General features: G+C 66.2%; 22 protein-coding genes and 2 tRNA genes. 13 read left to right on the top strand and 11 right to left on the bottom strand.

Annotated features, from left to right (window positions below):
* Positions 1-24: 24 nt before the first annotated feature.
* The 3 genes from ACQR10_RS05710 to ACQR10_RS05700 form a co-directional block, all read right to left on the bottom strand.
* A complete protein-coding gene (locus tag ACQR10_RS05710) occupies positions 25-1,110 on the bottom strand; it encodes a 3-deoxy-7-phosphoheptulonate synthase (RefSeq protein WP_316215751.1) in 1,086 nt (361 codons plus the stop codon).
* A gap of 230 nt (positions 1,111-1,340) precedes the next feature.
* Positions 1,341-1,928: an HdeD family acid-resistance protein gene (locus tag ACQR10_RS05705; protein ID WP_316215752.1), complete on the bottom strand. Its 588-nt coding sequence runs from the start codon at positions 1,926-1,928 to the stop codon at positions 1,341-1,343.
* Between the two features lie 129 nt (positions 1,929-2,057).
* Entirely contained in the window at positions 2,058-3,086 is a 1,029-nt protein-coding gene (locus tag ACQR10_RS05700) for a PrsW family glutamic-type intramembrane protease (protein ID WP_315800088.1), read from the bottom strand.
* A gap of 779 nt (positions 3,087-3,865) precedes the next feature.
* Here ACQR10_RS05700 and ACQR10_RS05695 point away from each other — a divergent pair.
* The 4 genes from ACQR10_RS05695 (at position 3,866) to ACQR10_RS05680 (ending at position 7,447) form a co-directional block, all read left to right on the top strand.
* Positions 3,866-5,014: a PLP-dependent cysteine synthase family protein gene (locus ACQR10_RS05695; protein ID WP_316215753.1), complete on the top strand. Its 1,149-nt coding sequence runs from the start codon at positions 3,866-3,868 to the stop codon at positions 5,012-5,014.
* Between the two features lie 188 nt (positions 5,015-5,202).
* Positions 5,203-6,432, top strand: a complete 1,230-nt coding sequence (hemA, locus tag ACQR10_RS05690; protein WP_316215754.1) for a 5-aminolevulinate synthase — start codon at positions 5,203-5,205, stop codon at positions 6,430-6,432.
* 140 nt (positions 6,433-6,572) lie between these two features.
* Entirely contained in the window at positions 6,573-7,151 is a 579-nt protein-coding gene (locus ACQR10_RS05685; protein ID WP_316215755.1) for a hemerythrin domain-containing protein, read from the top strand.
* An 80-nt stretch (positions 7,152-7,231) separates the two neighbouring features.
* The gene (locus tag ACQR10_RS05680) at positions 7,232-7,447 is read left to right on the top strand and encodes a hypothetical protein (protein WP_315800084.1); all 216 of its coding nucleotides are present in this window, start codon (positions 7,232-7,234) and stop codon (positions 7,445-7,447) included.
* Between the two features lie 200 nt (positions 7,448-7,647).
* On the opposite strand, the gene ACQR10_RS05675 is transcribed toward ACQR10_RS05680, so the two are convergent.
* Entirely contained in the window at positions 7,648-8,400 is a 753-nt protein-coding gene (locus ACQR10_RS05675; protein ID WP_316215756.1) for a hypothetical protein, read from the bottom strand.
* 199 nt (positions 8,401-8,599) lie between these two features.
* Here ACQR10_RS05675 and ACQR10_RS05670 point away from each other — a divergent pair, with 199 nt between their 5' ends.
* The 4 genes from ACQR10_RS05670 to ACQR10_RS05655 all read left to right on the top strand — a co-directional run bounded on the left by ACQR10_RS05670 (position 8,600) and on the right by ACQR10_RS05655 (position 9,954).
* Positions 8,600-8,932, top strand: coding sequence for a Rieske 2Fe-2S domain-containing protein (locus ACQR10_RS05670; protein ID WP_315800082.1), 333 nt, complete (start codon positions 8,600-8,602; stop codon positions 8,930-8,932).
* Between the two features lie 213 nt (positions 8,933-9,145).
* A tRNA-Glu gene (locus ACQR10_RS05665) sits at positions 9,146-9,220 on the top strand.
* Between the two features lie 165 nt (positions 9,221-9,385).
* Positions 9,386-9,643 carry a PilZ domain-containing protein gene (locus ACQR10_RS05660; RefSeq protein ID WP_315712079.1) on the top strand — a complete coding sequence of 86 codons (258 nt, stop codon included), beginning with the start codon at positions 9,386-9,388 and terminating at the stop codon, positions 9,641-9,643.
* A gap of 41 nt (positions 9,644-9,684) precedes the next feature.
* The gene (locus ACQR10_RS05655) at positions 9,685-9,954 is read left to right on the top strand and encodes a hypothetical protein (RefSeq protein WP_316215757.1); all 270 of its coding nucleotides are present in this window, start codon (positions 9,685-9,687) and stop codon (positions 9,952-9,954) included.
* Between the two features lie 5 nt (positions 9,955-9,959).
* Here the strand turns inward: ACQR10_RS05655 and ACQR10_RS05650 are convergent, their stop codons facing one another.
* Both ACQR10_RS05650 and ACQR10_RS05645 read right to left on the bottom strand, forming a co-directional pair.
* Positions 9,960-10,628 carry a glutathione S-transferase family protein gene (locus tag ACQR10_RS05650; RefSeq protein ID WP_410051932.1) on the bottom strand — a complete coding sequence of 223 codons (669 nt, stop codon included), beginning with the start codon at positions 10,626-10,628 and terminating at the stop codon, positions 9,960-9,962.
* 240 nt (positions 10,629-10,868) lie between these two features.
* A complete protein-coding gene (locus ACQR10_RS05645) occupies positions 10,869-11,321 on the bottom strand; it encodes a VOC family protein (RefSeq protein WP_012044102.1) in 453 nt (150 codons plus the stop codon).
* A 589-nt stretch (positions 11,322-11,910) separates the two neighbouring features.
* Here ACQR10_RS05645 and ACQR10_RS05640 point away from each other — a divergent pair.
* Complete coding sequence (locus ACQR10_RS05640) at positions 11,911-12,213, top strand: HU family DNA-binding protein (RefSeq protein WP_172109121.1); 303 nt, start codon at positions 11,911-11,913, stop codon at positions 12,211-12,213.
* 466 nt (positions 12,214-12,679) lie between these two features.
* Here ACQR10_RS05640 and ACQR10_RS05635 read toward each other — a convergent pair whose 3' ends face one another.
* A complete protein-coding gene (locus tag ACQR10_RS05635; protein WP_315800080.1) occupies positions 12,680-12,829 on the bottom strand; it encodes a hypothetical protein in 150 nt (49 codons plus the stop codon).
* Positions 12,830-12,964: 135 nt separating this feature from the next.
* Between ACQR10_RS05635 and ACQR10_RS05630 the strand changes: the two genes are divergently transcribed.
* Complete coding sequence (locus ACQR10_RS05630; protein ID WP_315800079.1) at positions 12,965-13,249, top strand: hypothetical protein; 285 nt, start codon at positions 12,965-12,967, stop codon at positions 13,247-13,249.
* A 62-nt stretch (positions 13,250-13,311) separates the two neighbouring features.
* On the opposite strand, the gene ACQR10_RS05625 is transcribed toward ACQR10_RS05630, so the two are convergent.
* The gene (locus ACQR10_RS05625) at positions 13,312-13,476 is read right to left on the bottom strand and encodes a hypothetical protein (protein WP_315712073.1); all 165 of its coding nucleotides are present in this window, start codon (positions 13,474-13,476) and stop codon (positions 13,312-13,314) included.
* Positions 13,477-13,841: 365 nt separating this feature from the next.
* Here ACQR10_RS05625 and ACQR10_RS05620 point away from each other — a divergent pair, with 365 nt between their 5' ends.
* From ACQR10_RS05620 to ACQR10_RS05610, 3 genes are all read left to right on the top strand, one after another.
* Entirely contained in the window at positions 13,842-14,603 is a 762-nt protein-coding gene (locus ACQR10_RS05620; protein WP_316215758.1) for an SIR2 family NAD-dependent protein deacylase, read from the top strand.
* Positions 14,604-14,803: 200 nt separating this feature from the next.
* Positions 14,804-15,457, top strand: a complete 654-nt coding sequence (locus ACQR10_RS05615; protein ID WP_315800077.1) for a cold-shock protein — start codon at positions 14,804-14,806, stop codon at positions 15,455-15,457.
* A 156-nt stretch (positions 15,458-15,613) separates the two neighbouring features.
* Positions 15,614-15,690, top strand: a tRNA-Pro gene (locus tag ACQR10_RS05610).
* 253 nt (positions 15,691-15,943) lie between these two features.
* On the opposite strand, the gene ACQR10_RS05605 is transcribed toward ACQR10_RS05610, so the two are convergent.
* The 3 genes from ACQR10_RS05605 to ACQR10_RS05595 are packed head-to-tail and all read right to left on the bottom strand — an operon-like array spanning position 15,944 to position 18,944.
* Positions 15,944-16,636 (bottom strand): ABC transporter ATP-binding protein, encoded by a 693-nt coding sequence (locus tag ACQR10_RS05605; RefSeq protein ID WP_315800071.1) that lies wholly within the window; start codon positions 16,634-16,636, stop codon positions 15,944-15,946.
* The gene (locus tag ACQR10_RS05600) at positions 16,633-17,868 is read right to left on the bottom strand and encodes an ABC transporter permease (RefSeq protein ID WP_316178861.1); all 1,236 of its coding nucleotides are present in this window, start codon (positions 17,866-17,868) and stop codon (positions 16,633-16,635) included. The genes ACQR10_RS05605 and ACQR10_RS05600 overlap by 4 nt, the downstream gene beginning before the upstream one ends.
* Positions 17,865-18,944 (bottom strand): efflux RND transporter periplasmic adaptor subunit, encoded by a 1,080-nt coding sequence (locus tag ACQR10_RS05595; protein WP_434911886.1) that lies wholly within the window; start codon positions 18,942-18,944, stop codon positions 17,865-17,867. Before ACQR10_RS05595 ends, ACQR10_RS05600 begins: the two co-directional genes overlap by 4 nt.
* Between the last annotated feature and the right edge of the window lie 9 nt (positions 18,945-18,953).

Raw genomic sequence — 18,953 nt, 5'->3', positions numbered from 1 at the left:
CGCCGCCTTATTGGTTCGTGAGCGTTACGCCGAGCGCTCGTGTGGGGAGTTGCGAAGCGCCGCACGCCGGGCGGCGACGGCTTCGGCGAGCTGCTCCAGCACCTCCACCGTCGTGTCCCAGCCGATACAGCCGTCGGTGATGCTCTGGCCGTAGGTCAGCGGCACGCCCGGCTTGACGTCCTGCCGTCCGGCGACGAGATGGCTCTCGATCATCACGCCCATGATGCGCTGCTCGCCTGCGGCGAGCTGGTGGCCGACGTCGGCGGCGACCAGCGGCTGGTTCTCCGGCTTCTTGCTCGAATTGGCGTGGCTGGTGTCGATCATCAGCCGCGCCGGCAGTCCGGACTTGATCAGCTCGGCCGCGGCCTGCTCGACATGGGCGGCGTCGTAATTGGGGCCGCTGCCGCCGCGCAGGATGATGTGGCAGTCCTCGTTGCCCGTGGTCGCCGCGATGCCCGAGCGGCCGCCTTTGGTCACCGCCATGAAATGATGCGGATGGGCGGCCGACTTCACCGCATCCGCGGCGATGCGGATGTTGCCGTCGGTGCCGTTCTTGAAGCCGACCGGGCACGACAGGCCTGAGGCCAGCTCGCGGTGGATCTGGCTCTCGGTGGTGCGCGCGCCGATCGCAGCCCAGGCGACGAGGTCGGCGATGTATTGCGGGGTCGTCATGTCGAGGAATTCGCATCCCGCCGGCAGGCCGAGATTGTTGACGGCAGACAGCACGCTGCGCGCGAGCCGCAGGCCCTTGTTGATGTCGAAGGAATTGTCCAGGCCGGGATCGTTGATCAGGCCTTTCCAGCCGACGGTCGTGCGCGGCTTCTCGAAATAGACCCGCATCACGATCTCCAGGCGGTCGGCGAGGCGCTCGCGCAGGGCCGCGAGGCGGCCGGCATAGTCGATCGCGGCGGCGGGATCGTGGATGGAGCAGGGGCCGACGATGACCAGCAGGCGGTCGTCGCTGCCGGTCAGGATGGCGTGGATCGCATTGCGCGCGGCCATGACCACCCGGGTCGCGGTGAGGGTGCGGGGGATTTCACCCATCACCTCCGCCGGCAGGCTCAATTCCTTGATTTCCTTGATACGAAGATCGTCTGTGGTGCTCAGCACGGCGGGCTCCTGGGTCTCTTGGGTGGGCACCTGCCGGCAATAAAAAAGCCGCCAGGTCTGGCGGCTCGTTCGGATATCTTGCTGCAATGTGTCAGATTGAGCGCGATCCTCCCGCCGCCAGCGAGCTGTCGTAGCTAAAGTACCAATAGTAGCTGGTGGCGGCGTGGATCATGATCGCTCTATAGCGGCCGCGCGGCCGCTTGTCATCCCGAAAATCGCAACCCTCGGACTCAGGCGTTGCGGGCGGCGAGCGCCATGCCGATCATCGACAGCCCGCCGAACAGCAGGTTGATGCCGACCAAGAGTCCGATCGCCCACAACGCCGTGCCCGGCAGCCCGGAAATGATGATGCCGGCGATCGCGATGTCGACGACGCCCGAAATTGCCAGCCACGACCAGCGCCCGGACAGCTCGCGGCGGTGCTCCAGCGCATACATGATAGTGGCGACGCCCTCGGCGAGGAAATAGACGCCGATCACGATCGTCAGCGTCACCGTCCCCTGGACCGGCTGCGCCACCAGGATGATTCCGGCGACGATGGCGAGCACGGCCGACAACAGCGACCACCAGAAGCCCGGCATGCCGCGAGCCCAGAAGGTGAGTGCGAGCCCGGCGATGCCCGAGATCAGGAACATCCAGCCGAGGAAGATCGTGACCGCGAGGCTCGCCAGCGGGGTGAGGATCATTGCCAGCAGGCCGAGCACCGCGAGCAGGATGCCCTCGATCAGGAAGGCCTTCCAATGCGCGCGCATGGCCGCCCCCATTTGCGACCTCATGCGTTCGAGCTCGGGCGGAATCGTATCCTGGGGAAGGGTCATGATCGTCACTCCGGGCAAGGTCACGCGCTCAACGCCGCGGCCGCCTGTCCACGCACATGGTGAGGACCTGCGGCCCGGACAAGCGCGCGATGCGCGTTTCGTTGCTCTGCCGGCCGCAGCAGGCCGGGACTAGGCCGTCGTCCGCATCCGGTTGCGGCCGAAAACATAGACCGTCGTTGTGACAATCAGAAGGGCCATGCCGACGATGATCGCGGTGAGACCGAGTGGAACCAGCACGGCGGCGACGTTGCGGTCGGGGTTGAGCAGCCAGTGCCGAATGGAGGTCAGCACGAATCCGAGCCCGACGAAGCCGGCGGCGCCGCCGAACAGCAGCAGCGCCCACATCCTGCGCAGCTGGCTCAGCCTTGCCCGCGCTACCTCGGTGCGCGGCGTGTGGTGATGGGCGACCCGGCGCACCAGCCGCACGGCAAGGCCGATCGAGGAGAACCCGATCAGCACGCTGACGCCGCCGAGCCAGAGGCGCGCGGCGGCGTCGAGGGTCGACGCCCGCTGCAGCAGCAGCAACGGATAGTCGAAGGCCGCATGCAGCATCACCGGAGCGGCCAGCACCAGTGCCCAGCTCGACAGCCGCGCCCCTTCGCGATTGTGGCGGTTGGCGCCGAGCGCCGTACTGGTGCGGGCGATCGCGAGATAGGCACCGGCAATGATGCCGAGCGCGCCATGAAACGGCACGGTGAGCACGCTGCGCAGCACCGCCAGCGAGCGCCACATCTCGGCATGCTGGACGAGATAAGCCAGGTTCTCGTAAGCCGCGAAGCCGAGCCCGACGGCGGCGCCGTAGAACACCGTGTCCATGGCATTGCCGACCTGCCGGCGCCGCGACCAGAGCGCGGCGATCACCGCGACCTTGGCGAGCTCTTCCGGCAAGGCGACGCCGAACAGAGCCCGGACTGCTTGCGCGATCCAGGGATTCTCCAGCGTCAGCCCGACATGCTGGAACGGGATCCTGACGATGCCGAGCAGCAGCACGCTGGCGGCACCCAGCAGGAAGGCGGTCCAGATCTTGAGCGGGGGGCCTGAATTGTCACCCGCGGCGACCACCAGCCAGAGGATCAGCAGCGCGGGCGCGATGGCGGCGGTGCCGATCACGGTCGCGAGGGCTTCGAGCAGGTTCATTTGCGATGGCAAGTAAGCCATGGTCTCCGATCATCCAATGCGGCGGGGCCGAACCGGCCGCCACCACCCGCACGGGGGATGGATTTGACATCGGTCCGTGGCCGCACGGCAAGATCTACATGTCGGCAGAATGAGCCGCCCTTCAAGGGAAAGAACCCCGTCCGGATGCTCGATTGGGGAGGGACCGCTGTGCGGCCGCAGTCCGCGGCCGCACGGCAGGGCTCAACGGGGCCGGGGTCCTCTTGGCGTCGCCGTATCGCTGTCGCGCGCCGGCGCCTCCTGGCGCGGCTCGCCCGGGGTCCAGGCGTCGGTGCGGGAGGGGCTCGGCGCCTGGGCGGTCGTCGGCGTTTCCACGCAGCTCAAGCGCGGCGTCGGGTCGGCTACGCGCCGGCACTCCAGACCCTCAGCAAAAGCGCTCTGGCTGATGGCGCACGCAACCAGGACAATCGAAAGAACAACTCTCATGGTGCCCCTCGGAGCAGGCTCGGCTCGCCCGTGATGCAGGCTCGACTCGGTCTTATTGGCCGATCATCTCCAGCTTGGTCGCAAAAGCGTGCATTTGTTTGACCATTCTCGCCGTCATTCAAAAAAAACTTCCGAAAATCGCTTGCATTATCGGAAGGTTGCAAGTCGTGCGCGAGTTCTGGCCGGTGGAATGAATGCGCGGTTGCGCTCGCTCTCGAACGGCGCCAAGTGCGCGGCCGGCGCCGAGCCGCTGCCGGACCATTTGCCCCCAGCTTGCGCGGCATGAACGGTCGGCCGGGCTTGATGTGGCGGATGGATCATGGTCGGTTGCCGCGATGAATTCGCCGCCTTGGTCAGCTTCCGACAGAGCCTGTGGTCCACGCTATCGCCGTGGCTGGGTCGACGACGCCGTGGCGGCCATCGAGGCCGACCAGTGCCGGACCGCCGACACGCATCTGATCCGGCTGATCGTGCCCGCGCTCGCCGGCATCGACATCTACCTGAAGGACGAATCGACCCACCCGACCGGGAGCCTCAAGCATCGGCTGGCCCGATCGCTGTTTCTCTATGCGCTGTGCAACGGCCACATCCGGGAAGGCACGCCGGTGGTCGAGGCCTCCTCCGGGTCGACAGCGGTCTCGGAGGCCTATTTCGCGCAGATGATCGGCGTGCCGTTCTACGCGGTGATGCCGCGCACCACCTCGGAAGAGAAGATCGCCGCGATCACGCATTACGGCGGCAATTGCCACCTCATCGACGACGGCCGGTTTCTCTATGCCGAGGCGGCCGCGCTCGCAGGCCGGCTCGGTGGCCACTACATGGACCAGTTCACCTTCGCCGAGCGCGCCACCGATTGGCGCGGCAACAACAACATCGCCGAGTCGATCTTCAACCAGTTGCAGGGCGAGCGCTGTCCGCTGCCGGAATGGATCGTGATGGGCGCAGGGACCGGCGGCACGTCGGCGACGATGGGCCGCTATCTGCGCTACCGCCGCCACCCGACGCGGCTGTGCGTCGCCGATGTCGAGCATTCGGCCTTCTTCGACGCCTTCTGCAACGGCGACAGCGCCCGGACTTGCGAACGGCCGTCATTGATCGAAGGCGTCGGCCGTCCGCGCTGCGAGCCGTCCTTCGTGCCTGGCGTGGTGGACCGGATGATGAAGGTGCCGGATGCCGCGTCCGTGGCGGCCATGAACGTGCTGACGCGGCGGCTGCGGCGGCCGGTCGGCGGCTCGACCGGAACCAACTTCCTGGCGCTGTGCCGGCTGGCGGCGGAGATGCGGCAGCAGGGACAGACGGGGTCGCTGGTCACGCTGATCTGCGATTCCGGGGAGCGCTACCGCCAGACCTATTACGAGCCGCAATGGCTGTCCGCGCGCGGTCTCGACCCCGCACCGTACGAGGGCGATCTGTCCGCCTTTCTTGATAGCGGGGCGCCGCTACGGCTCGATATTGCCGATGCGGGGAATCCGCTGTCCGCCTGAATGCCTCCGCGCGCGTCGTGATGAGAGCCGCGGCGAGCGGTGTCCGGATGCCCGGCAATGTGCGCGATCCCTGATCTGGATCAACGAAGAAGGCGCCGGATTGCGCTTTGGTCCGACCCCGAGCAGGGCTCCAAGGGCGCGCCGGAACGCAGGTTCGGGACGCGGGCAGGGGAAGGACGGATCAGGTGATGAACTACGACAGCTATTTCGACCGTGCCCTCGACCAGTTGCACCAGGAGCGGCGCTATCGCGTCTTTGCCGATCTGGAGCGCCTCGCCGGCCGCTTCCCGCGCGCGATCTGGCATTCGCCGGAGGGGCCGAAGGATGTCGTGATCTGGTGCTCCAATGACTATCTCGGCATGGGCCAGCATCCGAAGGTGATCGGCGCCATGGTCGACGTGGCCGCGCGCATGGGCACCGGCGCCGGCGGCACCCGCAACATCGCCGGCACCAACCATCCGCTGATCGAACTCGAGCGCGAGCTCGCCGATCTCCACGGCAAGCAAGCGGCGCTGGTGTTCACCTCGGGCTACGTCTCCAACGAGACCGGCATCTCGACCATCGCAAAACTGCTGCCGAACTGTCTGCTGCTGTCGGACGCGCTCAACCACAATTCGATGATCGAGGGCGTCCGCAAGGCCGGGAGAGAGAAGCAGGTCTGGCGGCACAACGACCTCGCCCATCTCGAAGAGCTGCTGCGGGCGGCCGATCCCGACCGTCCCAAGCTGATCGTCTGCGAGAGCCTGTATTCGATGGACGGTGACGTCGCGCCGTTGCACCGGATCTGCGATCTCGCCGAGCGTTATGGCGCGCTCACTTACGTCGACGAGGTCCATGCGGTCGGCATGTACGGCCCGCGCGGCGGCGGCATCGCCGAGCGCGACGGCGCGATGGCCCGCATCGACATCCTCGAGGGCACGCTCGCCAAGGCCTTTGGCTGCCTCGGCGGCTACATCGCTGCCAATGCCAATCTGATCGATGCCGTCCGCTCCTATGCGCCGGGCTTCATCTTCACCACCGCCTTGCCGCCGCCGGTTTGCGCCGCGGCGACCGCCGCGATCCGCCACCTCAAGACCTCGCAGTGGGAGCGTGACCGGCACCAGGATCGGGCGGCGCGGCTCAAGGCCGTACTTAACGCCTCGGGGCTGCCGGTCATGCCGTCCGACACCCACATCGTGCCGGTGCATGTCGGCGATCCCGAGAAGTGCAAGACGGCGTCCGACCTGCTCCTGTCCGAGCACGGCATCTACATCCAGCCGATCAACTATCCGACCGTGCCGCGCGGCCTGGAGCGGCTGCGGATCACGCCATCGCCCTACCATGATGACGGCCTGATCGACGCCCTGGCCGAGGCGCTGGTCGACGTCTGGGACCGGCTCGGCCTTGCACGGGCGCCGCAGGCGCTGGCCGCGGAGTGAGCCCGTTCCGCTGACCTGTCACATGGGCCTGTCAGTTTGATCTGCCGCAATGCCGCCCGCGCCCGCGCGGGCGTAGTCTTTTGCGTTCAGGGAAAATGCCGGTTCGGCAAGGCCCGGCCGGCGCACAGGCGAGGGCGGCCATGGCAAGGATCATCGAAGCGCTGCTGCAGGAGCACGAGAATCTCGAGAAGCTTCTCTCGGTGCTCGAGCACGAACTGGAGCTGTTCGATCACAATCGGCGGCCGGACTACGACATTCTGCAGAGCATCATCGCCTATTTCGAGGACTATCCGCAGCGCTGTCATCATCCCAAGGAGGAGATGATCTTCGGCAAGCTGCGCGAGCGCGATCCAGCCGCGGCCGCGGCCTATGGCGACGTCGACGACGAGCATGAGACCGAGGCGCGGCGGCTGCGCGGCTTTGCCGACGCCGTGAACGCGGTGCTGTCGGACCAGGAGATCCTGCGCGAGAGCTTCCACGCCGCCGTGAATGAGTTCATCGACAGCCAGCGCGAGCATCTGCGCAAGGAGGAGACCCTGCTGTTTCCCGCGGCGCTGCGTACCCTCCAGGCGGAGGATTGGGCCGACATCGACGCCCGCATGTCCGACCGCAAGGACCCGCTGTTCGACGGCGACGTCGCCGAGAAATTCCACAATCTCGAGCGGACCATCCTGCGCTGGGAACAGGAGGCGGAGCAGGCGCGCGCCACGGCCGGCTGATGGCATTTTGCCCAATTGCGCCCCGCGAGCCGTGGACTATAGTTTCAGCTCGGGGGTAGGCACTCGTCTCGGAGTTGGCTATGACCGCTTTGAACACAGGGCTCGAACCGGCCCGAGGTTCGCAGGATGCAGGTGCCGTCGACGCGACGGGCAGGCCTGCGCAGGTCCCGATGGCGCAGCAGAACGCCTTCGGCAGCCACGGCTATGACATGTATCCGCAGAAGCTCATCCGGCTGTCGGGCTGTCAGGAGCGCGCGCTCCGTCGCGAGAAGAAGCTCCCGTTGCTGCTGAGCTGACGGTGCTGCCCCGTAAGCATACGGTTGGCTGGCTTGTATTAAGACATCGTTAACCAGGCCGCGCGACCCTGTTCGCATGCTCCCCCAGGAGTGCGACGGAACCGGACGGCCGGAGCCGGCAGTCGCGACAAGAGGCCGGCGGCGTAACGCCCGCCGGCCTTTTTGCGTGGGCGGGGCGTCCTGGAATCGCCCCTCCTGGATCAGTTGCGTCGCGCCAGCGAGCGCAGGAAGCCCTGATATTCCTCGTTCAGCTCCATATCGACGGCGGGTGCGAGCCGCAGCAGCACGTTGGCGATGAAGGCCTGATCGTTGCGGGGCTCCGCGAGCACCTCGCGCAGCACCGGGACGTTGTCCTCGATGTGGTGCAGGAAGGCGACGCCTTTCTCCGCCGTGTCGGACCAGCGCGCCCGCGTCCATTTCGCCAGCGGATACATGATCTCGTGGACGAAGTTCGATTTGCGCGCCTTCTCGAAGAAGCGCAGTCCGGCGCTCCAATTTTCCTTGGCGCGCAGGGGCGGTGGGGACAGATCGCCGGTCAGCATCTTCCTGCCGGCCTGGCCGACGAAATCGTCCAGCGTGGTCGGCGCATCGATCGTGGCGCGGAAGTGCCACAGCGCGAACGAGCCGGGAAAATCCTTGCCCATGCCGTCGAGCAGGGCCGTCTCGACCGTGTCGACCGCCGCCTTGTCGCCCTTGAGCGACGCCGTCATCGCGAAGGCGAACAGCGCGTCGTTGCCGACCTCATGGACGCCGCCGTTCTTCAATTGCGCCGCCGACAATGCGGGCGTCTTGCCGTCGGCAGGCACCGTGGCCTCGCCGGCGCGCTGCGCCTTGATGAAGGCGGTGATCTCGAGCCAAGCCGTGAGGTTGGCGATGAAGGCGTCGGGATCGACATGCACGATGGCGAGATTGAGCGGCTCCTTGCGCGTTCTCAGCTCGGTCATGTCGGTCATGTCGCACTCCGCAGCAGCTCGCCGCCGAACGGTCTGTCGCCTTTGCGACATGATGGCTCGTTCGACGAAGATGCCGGAAGGGCAGCAAGAAGGGTGCCACGGTCTTGTCGGGCTCGCGGGCACGGCGCGATCCTCGGAACGAGTCTTGCTCGGGCTGCTTCGCGTGCGATGTTCGCAACGGAAAGCATGAGGCCAGTGAATGTTCACCCGTGTCTGCAAGGCCGACACCATCGACGAAGGCGGCATGCGCCTCGTGATCGCCGATGCCCAGCTCATCATCCTGGCCTGGCCCGACGATGGCGAGCTCAAGGCGTTCCAGGGCGTCTGCCCGCACACCGCGGCGCCGATGGAGGAGGCCGGCTTCGACGGCCGCGTGCTCAGTTGCCCCGTGCACAATTGGACGTGGGATGCCCGTACCGGCGCACCGCTCCACCCTCCGGAGAGTGCGTTGGCCGCGTATCCGGTGAAGGTCGAGGACGGCGTGGTCTACATCGACACGGACGGCATCTCTCCGCTGTTTGCGGCCCGTTGAGCATGCGGGACCAGACTGGAAAGACCGGCACGGGGTGGCTTGCCCGGCCGGCGAAACGCCTCTATACGTTCGGCGCGCGGCACGGAATCACCGTCGGTGGTTCAGCCGACCTCGCAGATCATCGCCTCAAGCGGCTGATTTGCTGAAGGTTTTGCCGAAACGTGCAAGCGGCGATGGCACCGGGGCCTCGTGCCCTCTGGCATCGTGCGTATTGCTCCCTTCGTCTATCGGTCAGGACGCCACCCTTTCACGGTGGAGAGAGCGGTTCGATTCCGCTAGGGAGCGCCATTCCGCGCCGGCTTTCCTTCCATCTCCGATCTTGAAACGGACGGTTTGCGCCGAGACGTGTCGGCGCGGGGTCCTGCATCCATGAATCGCACGCCCAGTACGTGATCCGGTCAACCGTCCATTAGGGTCCTTGCCGTACTGCAGCGGGCGAGCAGGAGCAGGATGATGGCCGCGCCCAAGAAGCGGGAAGCCCGCAAATCGATGAAGCAGCCGGCGTGGATCACGCTGGATGGCGGGTTCGCCGTGCGCCATTGCCTGGTTCAGGACATTTCCAGCGCCGGCGCCAAGCTGACCTTGCAGGACGCGGCGGCGCTGCCGGCGACCATCCGGCTCGCCTTCGCGCGCGACGCAAGAACCGGCCGGCAGTGCCAGGTGGTGTGGCGCCGCGGCGCCTCGGTCGGCGTCAAGTTCATCGGCAAATAGACCGGTATCGCTTCACTGCCGCAGACGCGCTAACAAGCGGCATGTGTCGATCTCTCATCCTGGGCGTCCTCGCGGCGTTCGCCGCCGTGACCGTTGCGGCCGCCGGCTCGCCGGGGTCATCGCTTCTTGCGCCATCGCTTCCCGGGCCGAATAAGGCTGGGCCGAATAAGGCCGCACCCAGTTCAGGCGCCGCCACCAACAATCCCTGCGCGTCCTACGGTGCGAACTTCGTACGCGTCGAGGGAACCGATACCTGCGTGAAGGTCGGCGGCGCCCTGGGCGTCGAGATGGGCACCTCGGCCGGCCGCTGAGGCGCTCACGACAGCGGCGGCGCGATGTGGCGGATGAAGGCCGGGCGTTGCGCGATCTGTCCGTACCAGCGCGCGAGACTCGGCAGCTCCGGCTTGACAACACCTTCGACTCCGAACCAGCGCCGCGCATAGGCGCCGAGCGCGATGTCGGCGAGCGTGAAGCGCTCGGCCTCGACATGGCTGCGTGTGGCCAGATGCGCGTCGAGGATGCGCCACATCGCCGCGGCGTCGTCGGCCGCCTTCTGCAAGGCGGGCATGTCGCGCTGCTCCGGCGGCGTACGCACCAATCCCCAGAACAGCGGACGCTCGATCGGCTGCACCGTCGACAGCGTCCAGTCCAGCCAGCGCTCCACCGCGGCGCGGTGCCGCGGCGTCGTCGGGTAGAGCGGCGTGCCGTCGCCGTGAGCGAGGCAGAGGTAGCGCATGATCGCGTTGCTCTCCCACAGCACGAAATCACCCTCGACCAGGGTCGGGATGCGGCCGTTCGGATTCATCGCGAGATAGTCCGCTTCGTTGTTGCGGCCGTACTGCATCCCCGCGTCGATCCGGTCATGGGCGACATCGAGCTCGGCGAGACACCACAGCACCTTCTGCACGTTCACCGAATTGGGGCGGCCCCAGATCGTCAGTCTGTTGTCGGCGGACACGTTCGGCTCCTCTCTGGCGAGCGTCATCATTAGCGCATGTTACGCAAAAAGCCCCGCTCGTTGGCGGGGCTTTTCGGTCGAACGCGTCGTTCGCGGGATCAGCGGCCGAAGAACAGCCACAGCAGAATGATCACCGGAATCGGCACGCCCAACAACCACAATAGAATTCCACGACCCATCTCGGCCTCCTCGTATCCTCACCGTCAATCGGAACGACAACGCGAGGGTGGCCTCGATGTTCCGGCCGGAATCACGCGGGCAGATGACTCACCAATGTCCGGTGTTCGGCATCGACAGCCAGGGCTCGGCGGGCGCCTTCGGCTCGCCCTTCTGCAACAGCTCGATCGAGTGCAGGTCGGGCGAGCGGACGAACGCCATGTTGCCGTCGCGCGGCGGCCGGTTGATGGTGATGCCGAGCTTCATCAGCCGGTCGCAGGTGGCGTAGATGTCGTCGACCTCATAGGCGAGATGGCCGAAGAAGCGGTCCTCGCCATAGCTCTCCTCGTCCCAATTGTAGGTGAGCTCGACCAGCGGGGCGCCGCGCGTCGGCGGCAGGCTCTTCAGCAGGTGTTCATCCTCGGGTGCGCAGAGAAACACCAGTGTGAAGCGACCCTTGTCGTTGTCGATCCGGCGCACCTCCTTGAGGCCGAGCGCATCGGAATAGAATTTGAGCGCGGCGTCGAGATTGCGCACGCGCAGCATGGTGTGGAGATAACGCATCGTTTCTTCTCTCCCTGAACTCGAAGCGGATGGTCAATGGCCGCCTGCGGACGCCGATCCATAGCAGCAATTCGTTCGCCCGTGTATCGAGCCCGATGCTGCGGCGATGCCGGCTCGCGCGGATGTGCGGTGCGCGCGGCGACGCATTCGATGGGCTGCGCGGTGTTGCGAAAGCCTCTCCGCATGCCCGCGAATCGCTGTTTTGGCAGTGATTCGCGGCATGGATGAACGGGCGCGATGCGACCGCATGCAGGTATTTCAGCGTGTTTCGCCTGCAATGTGCGGCCAAAATCACGCAGGACCGTCGAAAATGCCTAGAAATATAGGGGAAAATGAATCGCATGCTCCGTTCGATCGCCAACGCAGCTTGACTTCTGCGCGCTCCGTTGGAATTTTGGCGCCGCTGTGGGTGCTTCGGGGCCCCTTGAAATGCAGGAGAATCCCGAAAATCGCGGGGTGATACGCCACCAGACGACTGAAGTCCCGGCTGTGCAATGCAGCCAGAAAGCCCCGACCAGTCTGCGCAGCAATGCGCTGATAGCCGCGCAGTCGTCACGTCATTCACCAGTATCAATCACAAGGAGATACGATGGCTACCCAACTTTCCAAGTCGCAACTGATCGAGAAGATTGCGACCTCGACCGAGCTGTCCAAGCGCGACGTCAAGAACGTCATGGAGACGCTCACCGACGTCGGCCACAAGGAGCTGAAGAAGAACGGCGTGTTCCTGGTGCCGGGCTTCGCCAAGTTCGTCGTCGTCAAGAAGCCCGCCGTGAAGGCGCGCAAGGGCACCAACCCCTTCACCGGCGAAGAGATGATGTTCAAGGCCAAGCCGGCCCGCAAGATCGTGCGCGCGCGCCCGGTCAAGGCCGCCAAGGACGCGGTTGCCTGATCTGACCGTCAGTCACGGTCGTGATCACGTCAAAGGCCTCCCGGAAGGGAGGCCTTTTTCGTTGCGGCTATGTGGTTGCAGCGCGGCTGAGCGTTGCGGTCGCCGAAGCGCCGCCGTCCCCGGATCGCGAAGGTTGGCACCACGGGGGCCCGAAAAACGACAGCAGCGCCAGCGCGACGGAATATCTTCGTCGCGTGGCGCCACCCTCGAGCACTGGGCCCTGAAATCCCCAGTACTGATCTGTCTCGGGGTGGCGCAGGCAGGTTCAAAGGATTTTGCGGGAAAATTGACCGGCCCGTGCGACCTCCGGCCCGCGCAGGAGCGCCGTCGCGCGTGCTGGGGAGAAGCCGGTGGATATGGCGCAGCAAGCCGTTGATCCGCAATCCGGAGAGTCCAGGCGAGGAGCTGTGGACAAGCGTTGGATCGACTGTGGATGAAGGCCCGGCGATCGCCGCAAAGCTCGGCTCTAGCGGCGCTCGCCGTTCAGATCCGCGCCGTCGTCCGCTCCTGTTTCAGGCGCCACACCGGCCGCCTCGGTCCTGGGATGACAGGACGCAAGCACGACGAATCCGCCATAGCCGATGATGTTGAACAGAAGTTCCAGCCAGGATGCCATCGCGGATTCCCCCCCATGGCAGTGAACGTGTGGCGACGGTGACGGTTCCAGACGCGCGCGGCGGTGAGCCTGCCTGCAACCAACTCCCCAGCATCTGCGTTGTTTGGACGCACGGGAATTGGAGGACATTCGATCATGAGAAAGACATTGGCTGTTCTGGCGACCGCGGGCGCCGTCGCCATCACCGCACTGGCGGCACCCGCTCCGGCACAGGCGCGCGGCATCGGCCCGGGTCTCGCATTCGGCCTCGCGGCGGGAGCGCTGACCGCCGGCGCGATCGCGGCGTCGCACCCGTATTACTATGGTCCGGGCTACGGCTACTACGACTACGGCCCGCGTTACGTCTACGCGCCCGGGCCGTATGCCTATTACGGCGGACCGTACTATCATCGCTACCACCACTGGCGTCATCACTGGTAAGCGCCAGTCGTAAGGAGGAGGGCACGGATGGCGAAAGCTTCCGGGCTCTTCTCTCATCCCTGCTATTCCGCGGCCTCGCCGCGCTGTGCCTTCTTCCACGCCAAGCGGGCATATTCCTCGCGTTCGCGCGCGAACTTCTCCTGGGTCGACTTGAACCGTGCAATCCTTGCGGTGATGTCGGCGCGCTCCTTCGCGCGGCGGTCGTCCTGCGTCTCGTTCTGCCTCACGGATCCTCTCTGCTCCGGTCGCTATCCGGCGAGCCTCGCCCTGAGACGCGTGACAAACTTCCTGGCGAATCGCTGGCGCGATGTGGATGTCCGATTGAGGCGTGATTGCGGACGCCCGGCCCCGCTGCAGGCGGCTCGCGCGTTTTGCTGGGGACAGAAGGCGAGCACCGCCAACGTCTTCAGGTAGAACGGAACGATCCGACTCGTCTTGCTTGCGGTCGCGTCGTTCACGGCTGGTTCCGGAGGATGCGGAGTGGCGCAACGACGCAGCCGGGCCGGACATGCTCGGAGGCGGGAGCCAGCTTGCCGTGCTATGAAGGGAGGACAATGATGGTGCGAGGTTTCATGGTTCGGGGCCGCCGCTGATGATTGCATCCGATCTGCACGACGGGGTGAACCGCCTGGGAGACATGATCGCTGCGGCGCGTGTGATCGTGCCCTTCACCGGCGCTGGAATATCGACCGAGACGGGCATTCCGGATTTCCGGTCTCCCGGCGGTCTATGGACGCGAAACCGGCCGATCCATTTCGACGAATTCGTCGCCAGCCAGGAGGCGCGGGACGAGGCCTGGCGGCGGCGCTTCGCGATGCAGGAGACGTTTGCCGCGGCGCGGCCCGGCCGCGGACACCTGGCGCTTTCGTCGCTCTACCGTGCGGGGAAAATTCCGGCCGTGATCACTCAGAACATCGACAACCTGCACCAGGACTCCGGTTTCGCGCCGGATCACGTCATCGAGCTGCACGGCAACACCACCTACGCGCGATGCATCGGATGCGGGCAGCGCTATGAGCTCACCTGGGTGCGCCAGCGCTTCGAGGCCGACGGGGCCGCGCCGGATTGCCCCGATTGCGCGGAGCCGGTGAAGACCGCGACGGTATCCTTTGGTCAGTCGATGCCGGAGCATGAAATGCAGCGCGCCACCGAGCTCGCGCAGCACTGTGATCTGTTCGTCGCGATCGGCTCGTCGCTGGTTGTGTGGCCGGCCGCTGGCTTTCCATTGATGGCAAAGCGGGCTGGCGCGCGACTCGTGATCATCAACCGGGAACCGACCGATCAGGACGACGTTGCCGACCTCGTTGTCCACCACGAGATCGGCGAAGTACTCGGATCGTTCGTCCGTAATTGAACGGAAATTGATGCATTTTTGTCGGCATCTCTGTTCATATGCCTCAGTGAAACCGATTTTTATCTATGCGCGGCACGAGGGAATGTTATCTTTGATTCGAGAGATTCGCGTGACTCATCGTGGGTATAGGTGGTGAGCACGTGTATGAGGGCGCCGTTGCAGGGGTGGCGGCTCACAATTCATATGTGAGGTCCGGGGTTATGGGGTCGGACGGATTTGAGTCCAAGAAGCTTGGGGTGCCGGTCGTTGGTGGTTCGACACCAACCCGGCTCGGGGCGGAATATCAAACCGGCGTCGCGCGCGACTCGGCAATCGATGCGATGACCGGTCTTGGCGAGAACCTCGTCGAAATCAGCGGCGTCATCAAATGGTTCGACGCCTCGAAGGGATACGGTTTCATCGTTCCCGACAATGGCTGGCCGGACGTGCTGCTGCACGTCACGGTGCTCAGGCGCGACGGCTACCAGACCGCCTATGAAGGGGCTCGCCTGGTGGTGGAGTGCGTGCAGCGCTCCAAGGGCTACCAGGCCTTCCGCATCGTCTCGATGGACGAGTCGACGGCGATCCATCCGGCGCAGATGCTGCCGCCGCGCACCCATGTCACGGTGACGCCGACCAGCGGGCTGGAGCGAGCCCAGGTCAAGTGGTTCAACCGCCTGCGCGGCTTCGGCTTCGTGACCTGCGGGGAAGGGAGCCCGGACATCTTCGTCCACATGGAGACCCTGCGCCGCTACGGCATGACCGAGCTGCGCCCCGGCCAATGGGTGCTGGTCCGCTACGGGCCCGGCTCCAAGGGCATGATGGCGGCCGAGATCCACCCCGAGACGGGTTCGCCGGCATTGTCCTCGCACTGAGTTGCTTGCGATCACTGCACTTGACGGCCCTGGAAAGGTGCTTTCCGGGGCCGTTTTCATGTCGGCTCCATCTTCACGGCCAGGCCGCGGTCTTGCTGCCGAGGCCGCGACCGTGTAGTGACGGGTTCGTCGAGGACAATCGTCCCTTGAGAACATCGGGGTATAGCGCAGCCTGGTAGCGCGGCAGTTTTGGGTACTGCAGGTCGTTGGTTCGAATCCAGCTGCCCCGACCATCTCCGCAGCAACGTGGCCTCGCAGGTGAGACCTGATAGCTGGCGCGAACTGCGCGACGAGGCCGATAAAAAATTCGGATGCTCCCGCAGCGGCAAAACCCGGGAGCATCCGAAGTGTGCGGGTGAATCCGGGGAAGGAACATCCGCTGGCCGCCAGCATCCTCTGAATCGGAATCTCGCGTCTTTGCGCTAGATCAAATCGGGCGTGGGCGGCGGTTCGCGCGTCGGCCGTGCCGAGGTCGCGGCGGGGGGATCAGCGCGCCAGCTCGTCCTGCGCCAGCCGGCCGTCGATGATGTGCACGCGCCGTTGCATCTGAGCGGCGAGGTTGAGGTCGTGCGTGACCGCGACCACCGTCTTGCCGCGCAGGGTGACGAGATCGCGCAGGATGCCGAACACCTGCGCGGTCGCGGCGGTGTCGAGGCTGCCGGTCGGCTCGTCGGCGAGGATGACGGGAGGATCGTTGGCGAGCGCGCGCGCCACCGCCACGCGCTGGCGCTGGCCGCCCGACAGCTTGTCCGGCGTCTTGCGCAGATGCTCGGCGAGGCCGAGCGAGCTCAGCAGCTCCTCGGCGCGCGTGGTGATGGCGCGCGGCGACAGCCGTGCCAGCGCGCGCATCGGCAGCGCGACGTTCTCGGTGATCGAGAATTCCGGCAGCAGGAAATGAAACTGGAAGACGAAGCCGAGCCGTGACAGCCGCACCTCGGCGCGCTCGTCCTCGTTCATGCCCGTCGTCGAGCGGCCGTCGATCAGCACGTCGCCCTGGCTCGGCAGGTCGAGCAGGCCGAGCAGATAGAGCAGCGAGGATTTTCCCGAGCCCGACGGTCCGGTGATGGCGATGAGCTCGCGCGGATGGATCACGAGATCGATGTCGGCGACCAGCGTCACCGGCACCTCGCCGGGCAGCACCTTCGTCACTTGCCGCGCCTCGATCAGGGGCGGGCTCACGTCGCGCCCCGGATGATGTCGACCGGATGCAACCGCGCCGCGGCGCGGGCCGGAAAGTAGCCGGCGACGGCGCTGGAGATCAGCGCGACCGCGCCCGCCAGCAGATAGTGCTTCAGCGAATACAGCACGGGCAGATGATTGTAGTCGGAGAACGGCGTCTTGAACTCGAGCGAGGCGAGCCCGCGGGTGAGCAGGTAGCCGAGCGCCCAGCCGAGAGCGGCACCGGTCAGGCCGATGAACAGCGCCTCGACGATGAAGATGGTGCGGACCGTGCGGTCGCGGAAGCCGAGCGACTTGAGGATGGCGATGTCGCGGGTCTTCTCGTGGGTGATGGTCGAGATGATGTTGTAGGTGCCGAAGCTCGCGACCAGCAGGATGGCCCCGACGATGGTGTACATCAGCACGTTGCGCAGCGTGATCGCCGCCAGCAGGTCCTCCTGCGCCTCCTGCCAGGAGACCGCCTTGTAGCCGGTCTGCTCGCCGATGCGCTCGCTGATCAGGCGCGCCTGCATCGGATCGTTGGTGCGGACGCGGATCTCGTTGATGATCCCGGTCTGGCGCTCCAGGATCTGCGCGGTGCGCAGCAGCACGTAGCCGGTGGTCTCGTCGGTACCGCGGAAGCCGGAATGGAAGATGCCGACGACGGTCGCGTTCATGCTGACGCCCTGGGCCGAGGCGAGCGTGATGTTGGAGTTGACCCGCGCGCCGATCTTGGTCGCGAGCCGGTCGCCGAGCAGGATCGCGTGCGAGGACCGGTACAGCGAATTGAGGTTGCCCTGTCGCATGTGGCTCGCCAGCGTCGAAACTTGGCCCTCCGTGCGCGGATCGATGCCGATGATCGCGACCGTGAGGTTGCGGCCGGCGAAGCGCAGCACGGCCTTGGACTGCACCGACGCCGTCAGCGCGCCCGGCACCCAGCCCTGCAGCGAGGCGATGGTGGCCATCGGGTTCTTGATGCCGGGGCGGCGGACGTTCGGGGTCAATCGGTGGAATTCGGCTGCCGCATAGATCTGATCGGCCGGCTGACGGGTCGGCTGGCGCAGCTCGTCGGTGATCGAAATGTGCGGCAGCGCATCGACCAGCGTGCGGATGAAGTCGTCCTGGGAGCCCTCCATCATCGCCGCCATCATCACCGAAAACGCCACGCCGGTCATGACGCCCGCGATCGCGACCAGCGTCTGGCGGGCGCGATGGCGCACATGAGTCCAGGCGATGGTCAGGACGAGGCTCATGGCGCCGACGTCTCGGGCCCGATCACGCGGATCCGCTGACCGTCCTTGATGTCGGCGGTCGCGGGCGCTGCGACCAGCTCGCCCTCGCGGGCGCCGTCGAGGATCTCGACCGCCGCGGAGCCGCGGATGCCGATCCGCACCGCGCGCCGCTGCACACGGCCGTCTTCGATCACCATGAGGCTGCCGTTGACGACGGCATTGGCCGGCGCGAGCAGCGTGTCGGCCGTCTCCCGGCTGACGATGTTGGCCTCGACGCTCATGCCGACGCGCAGCGGCGTGTCGTCCGGCAAGCCGATCCGCACGCGGAACGTCTTGGCCACGGGATCGCCTGCCGGCGTGATCTGCTTCACCGTCCCGGGCAGGGCCTGGTTGCCGAACGCATCGGCGCGCAGCAGCGCCTTCTGCCCGACCTGGACACGGGGGATGTCCTCCTCGTTGACGTCGGCGACGACCCAGAGCGGCTTCTCCAGGCCGACGCGGTAGAGGATGGTGCCGGGATCGACCATGTCGCCGACCTCGCCGTCCTCCTTGAGGACGACGCCGTCCATCGGCGCCACCAGCTTGAAGTAGTCGAGGCGCTGGGTCTGGGCCGCGATCTGGGCACGGATGCGGGCGAGATCGCTTTCGGAGCGCTGGTAGGCTTGCGAGGTGGCCGCCCCGCGGGCCAGCAACTGCGACTGTCGCTCGAACTCGTGGCGCTGGAATTCCTCCTGTGCACGCAGATCGTTCAAGGTGGCCAGCGCCTCCTTGTCGTCGAGCCGCGCCAGCAAGTCGCCGGCCTTGACCGACTTGCCCTCGCAGCGGCAGCGCTCGATGATGCGGCCGCGGACCAGCGGCGTGCTCCGCGACCACGTCTCCGGCTCCACGGCGCCGGTCGCATACACGATCTCGGCCGCCGTGCCGCGGGTGATGCGGGCGGTCGCAATCAGCGGTCCACGCCCCCACCATGCGGCAAGCCCAGCCAGTGCGCCGGACAGCAGGATGATCGAGAGCAGGCCGCGCCACGGAAAACGACGCCGGCCGCGATCGACGGCCGGCGTGGCAGCAATGGCGTTGGATTGGTCCGGCGTCAGCATGTCCATGAT

The organism is Bradyrhizobium sp. HKCCYLRH2060, assembly GCF_051168135.1.
GTDB lineage: Bacteria > Pseudomonadota > Alphaproteobacteria > Rhizobiales > Xanthobacteraceae > Bradyrhizobium.
Note: the sequence above shows the minus strand (reverse complement) of the source record. Positions and strands in the feature narration are given on the sequence as shown.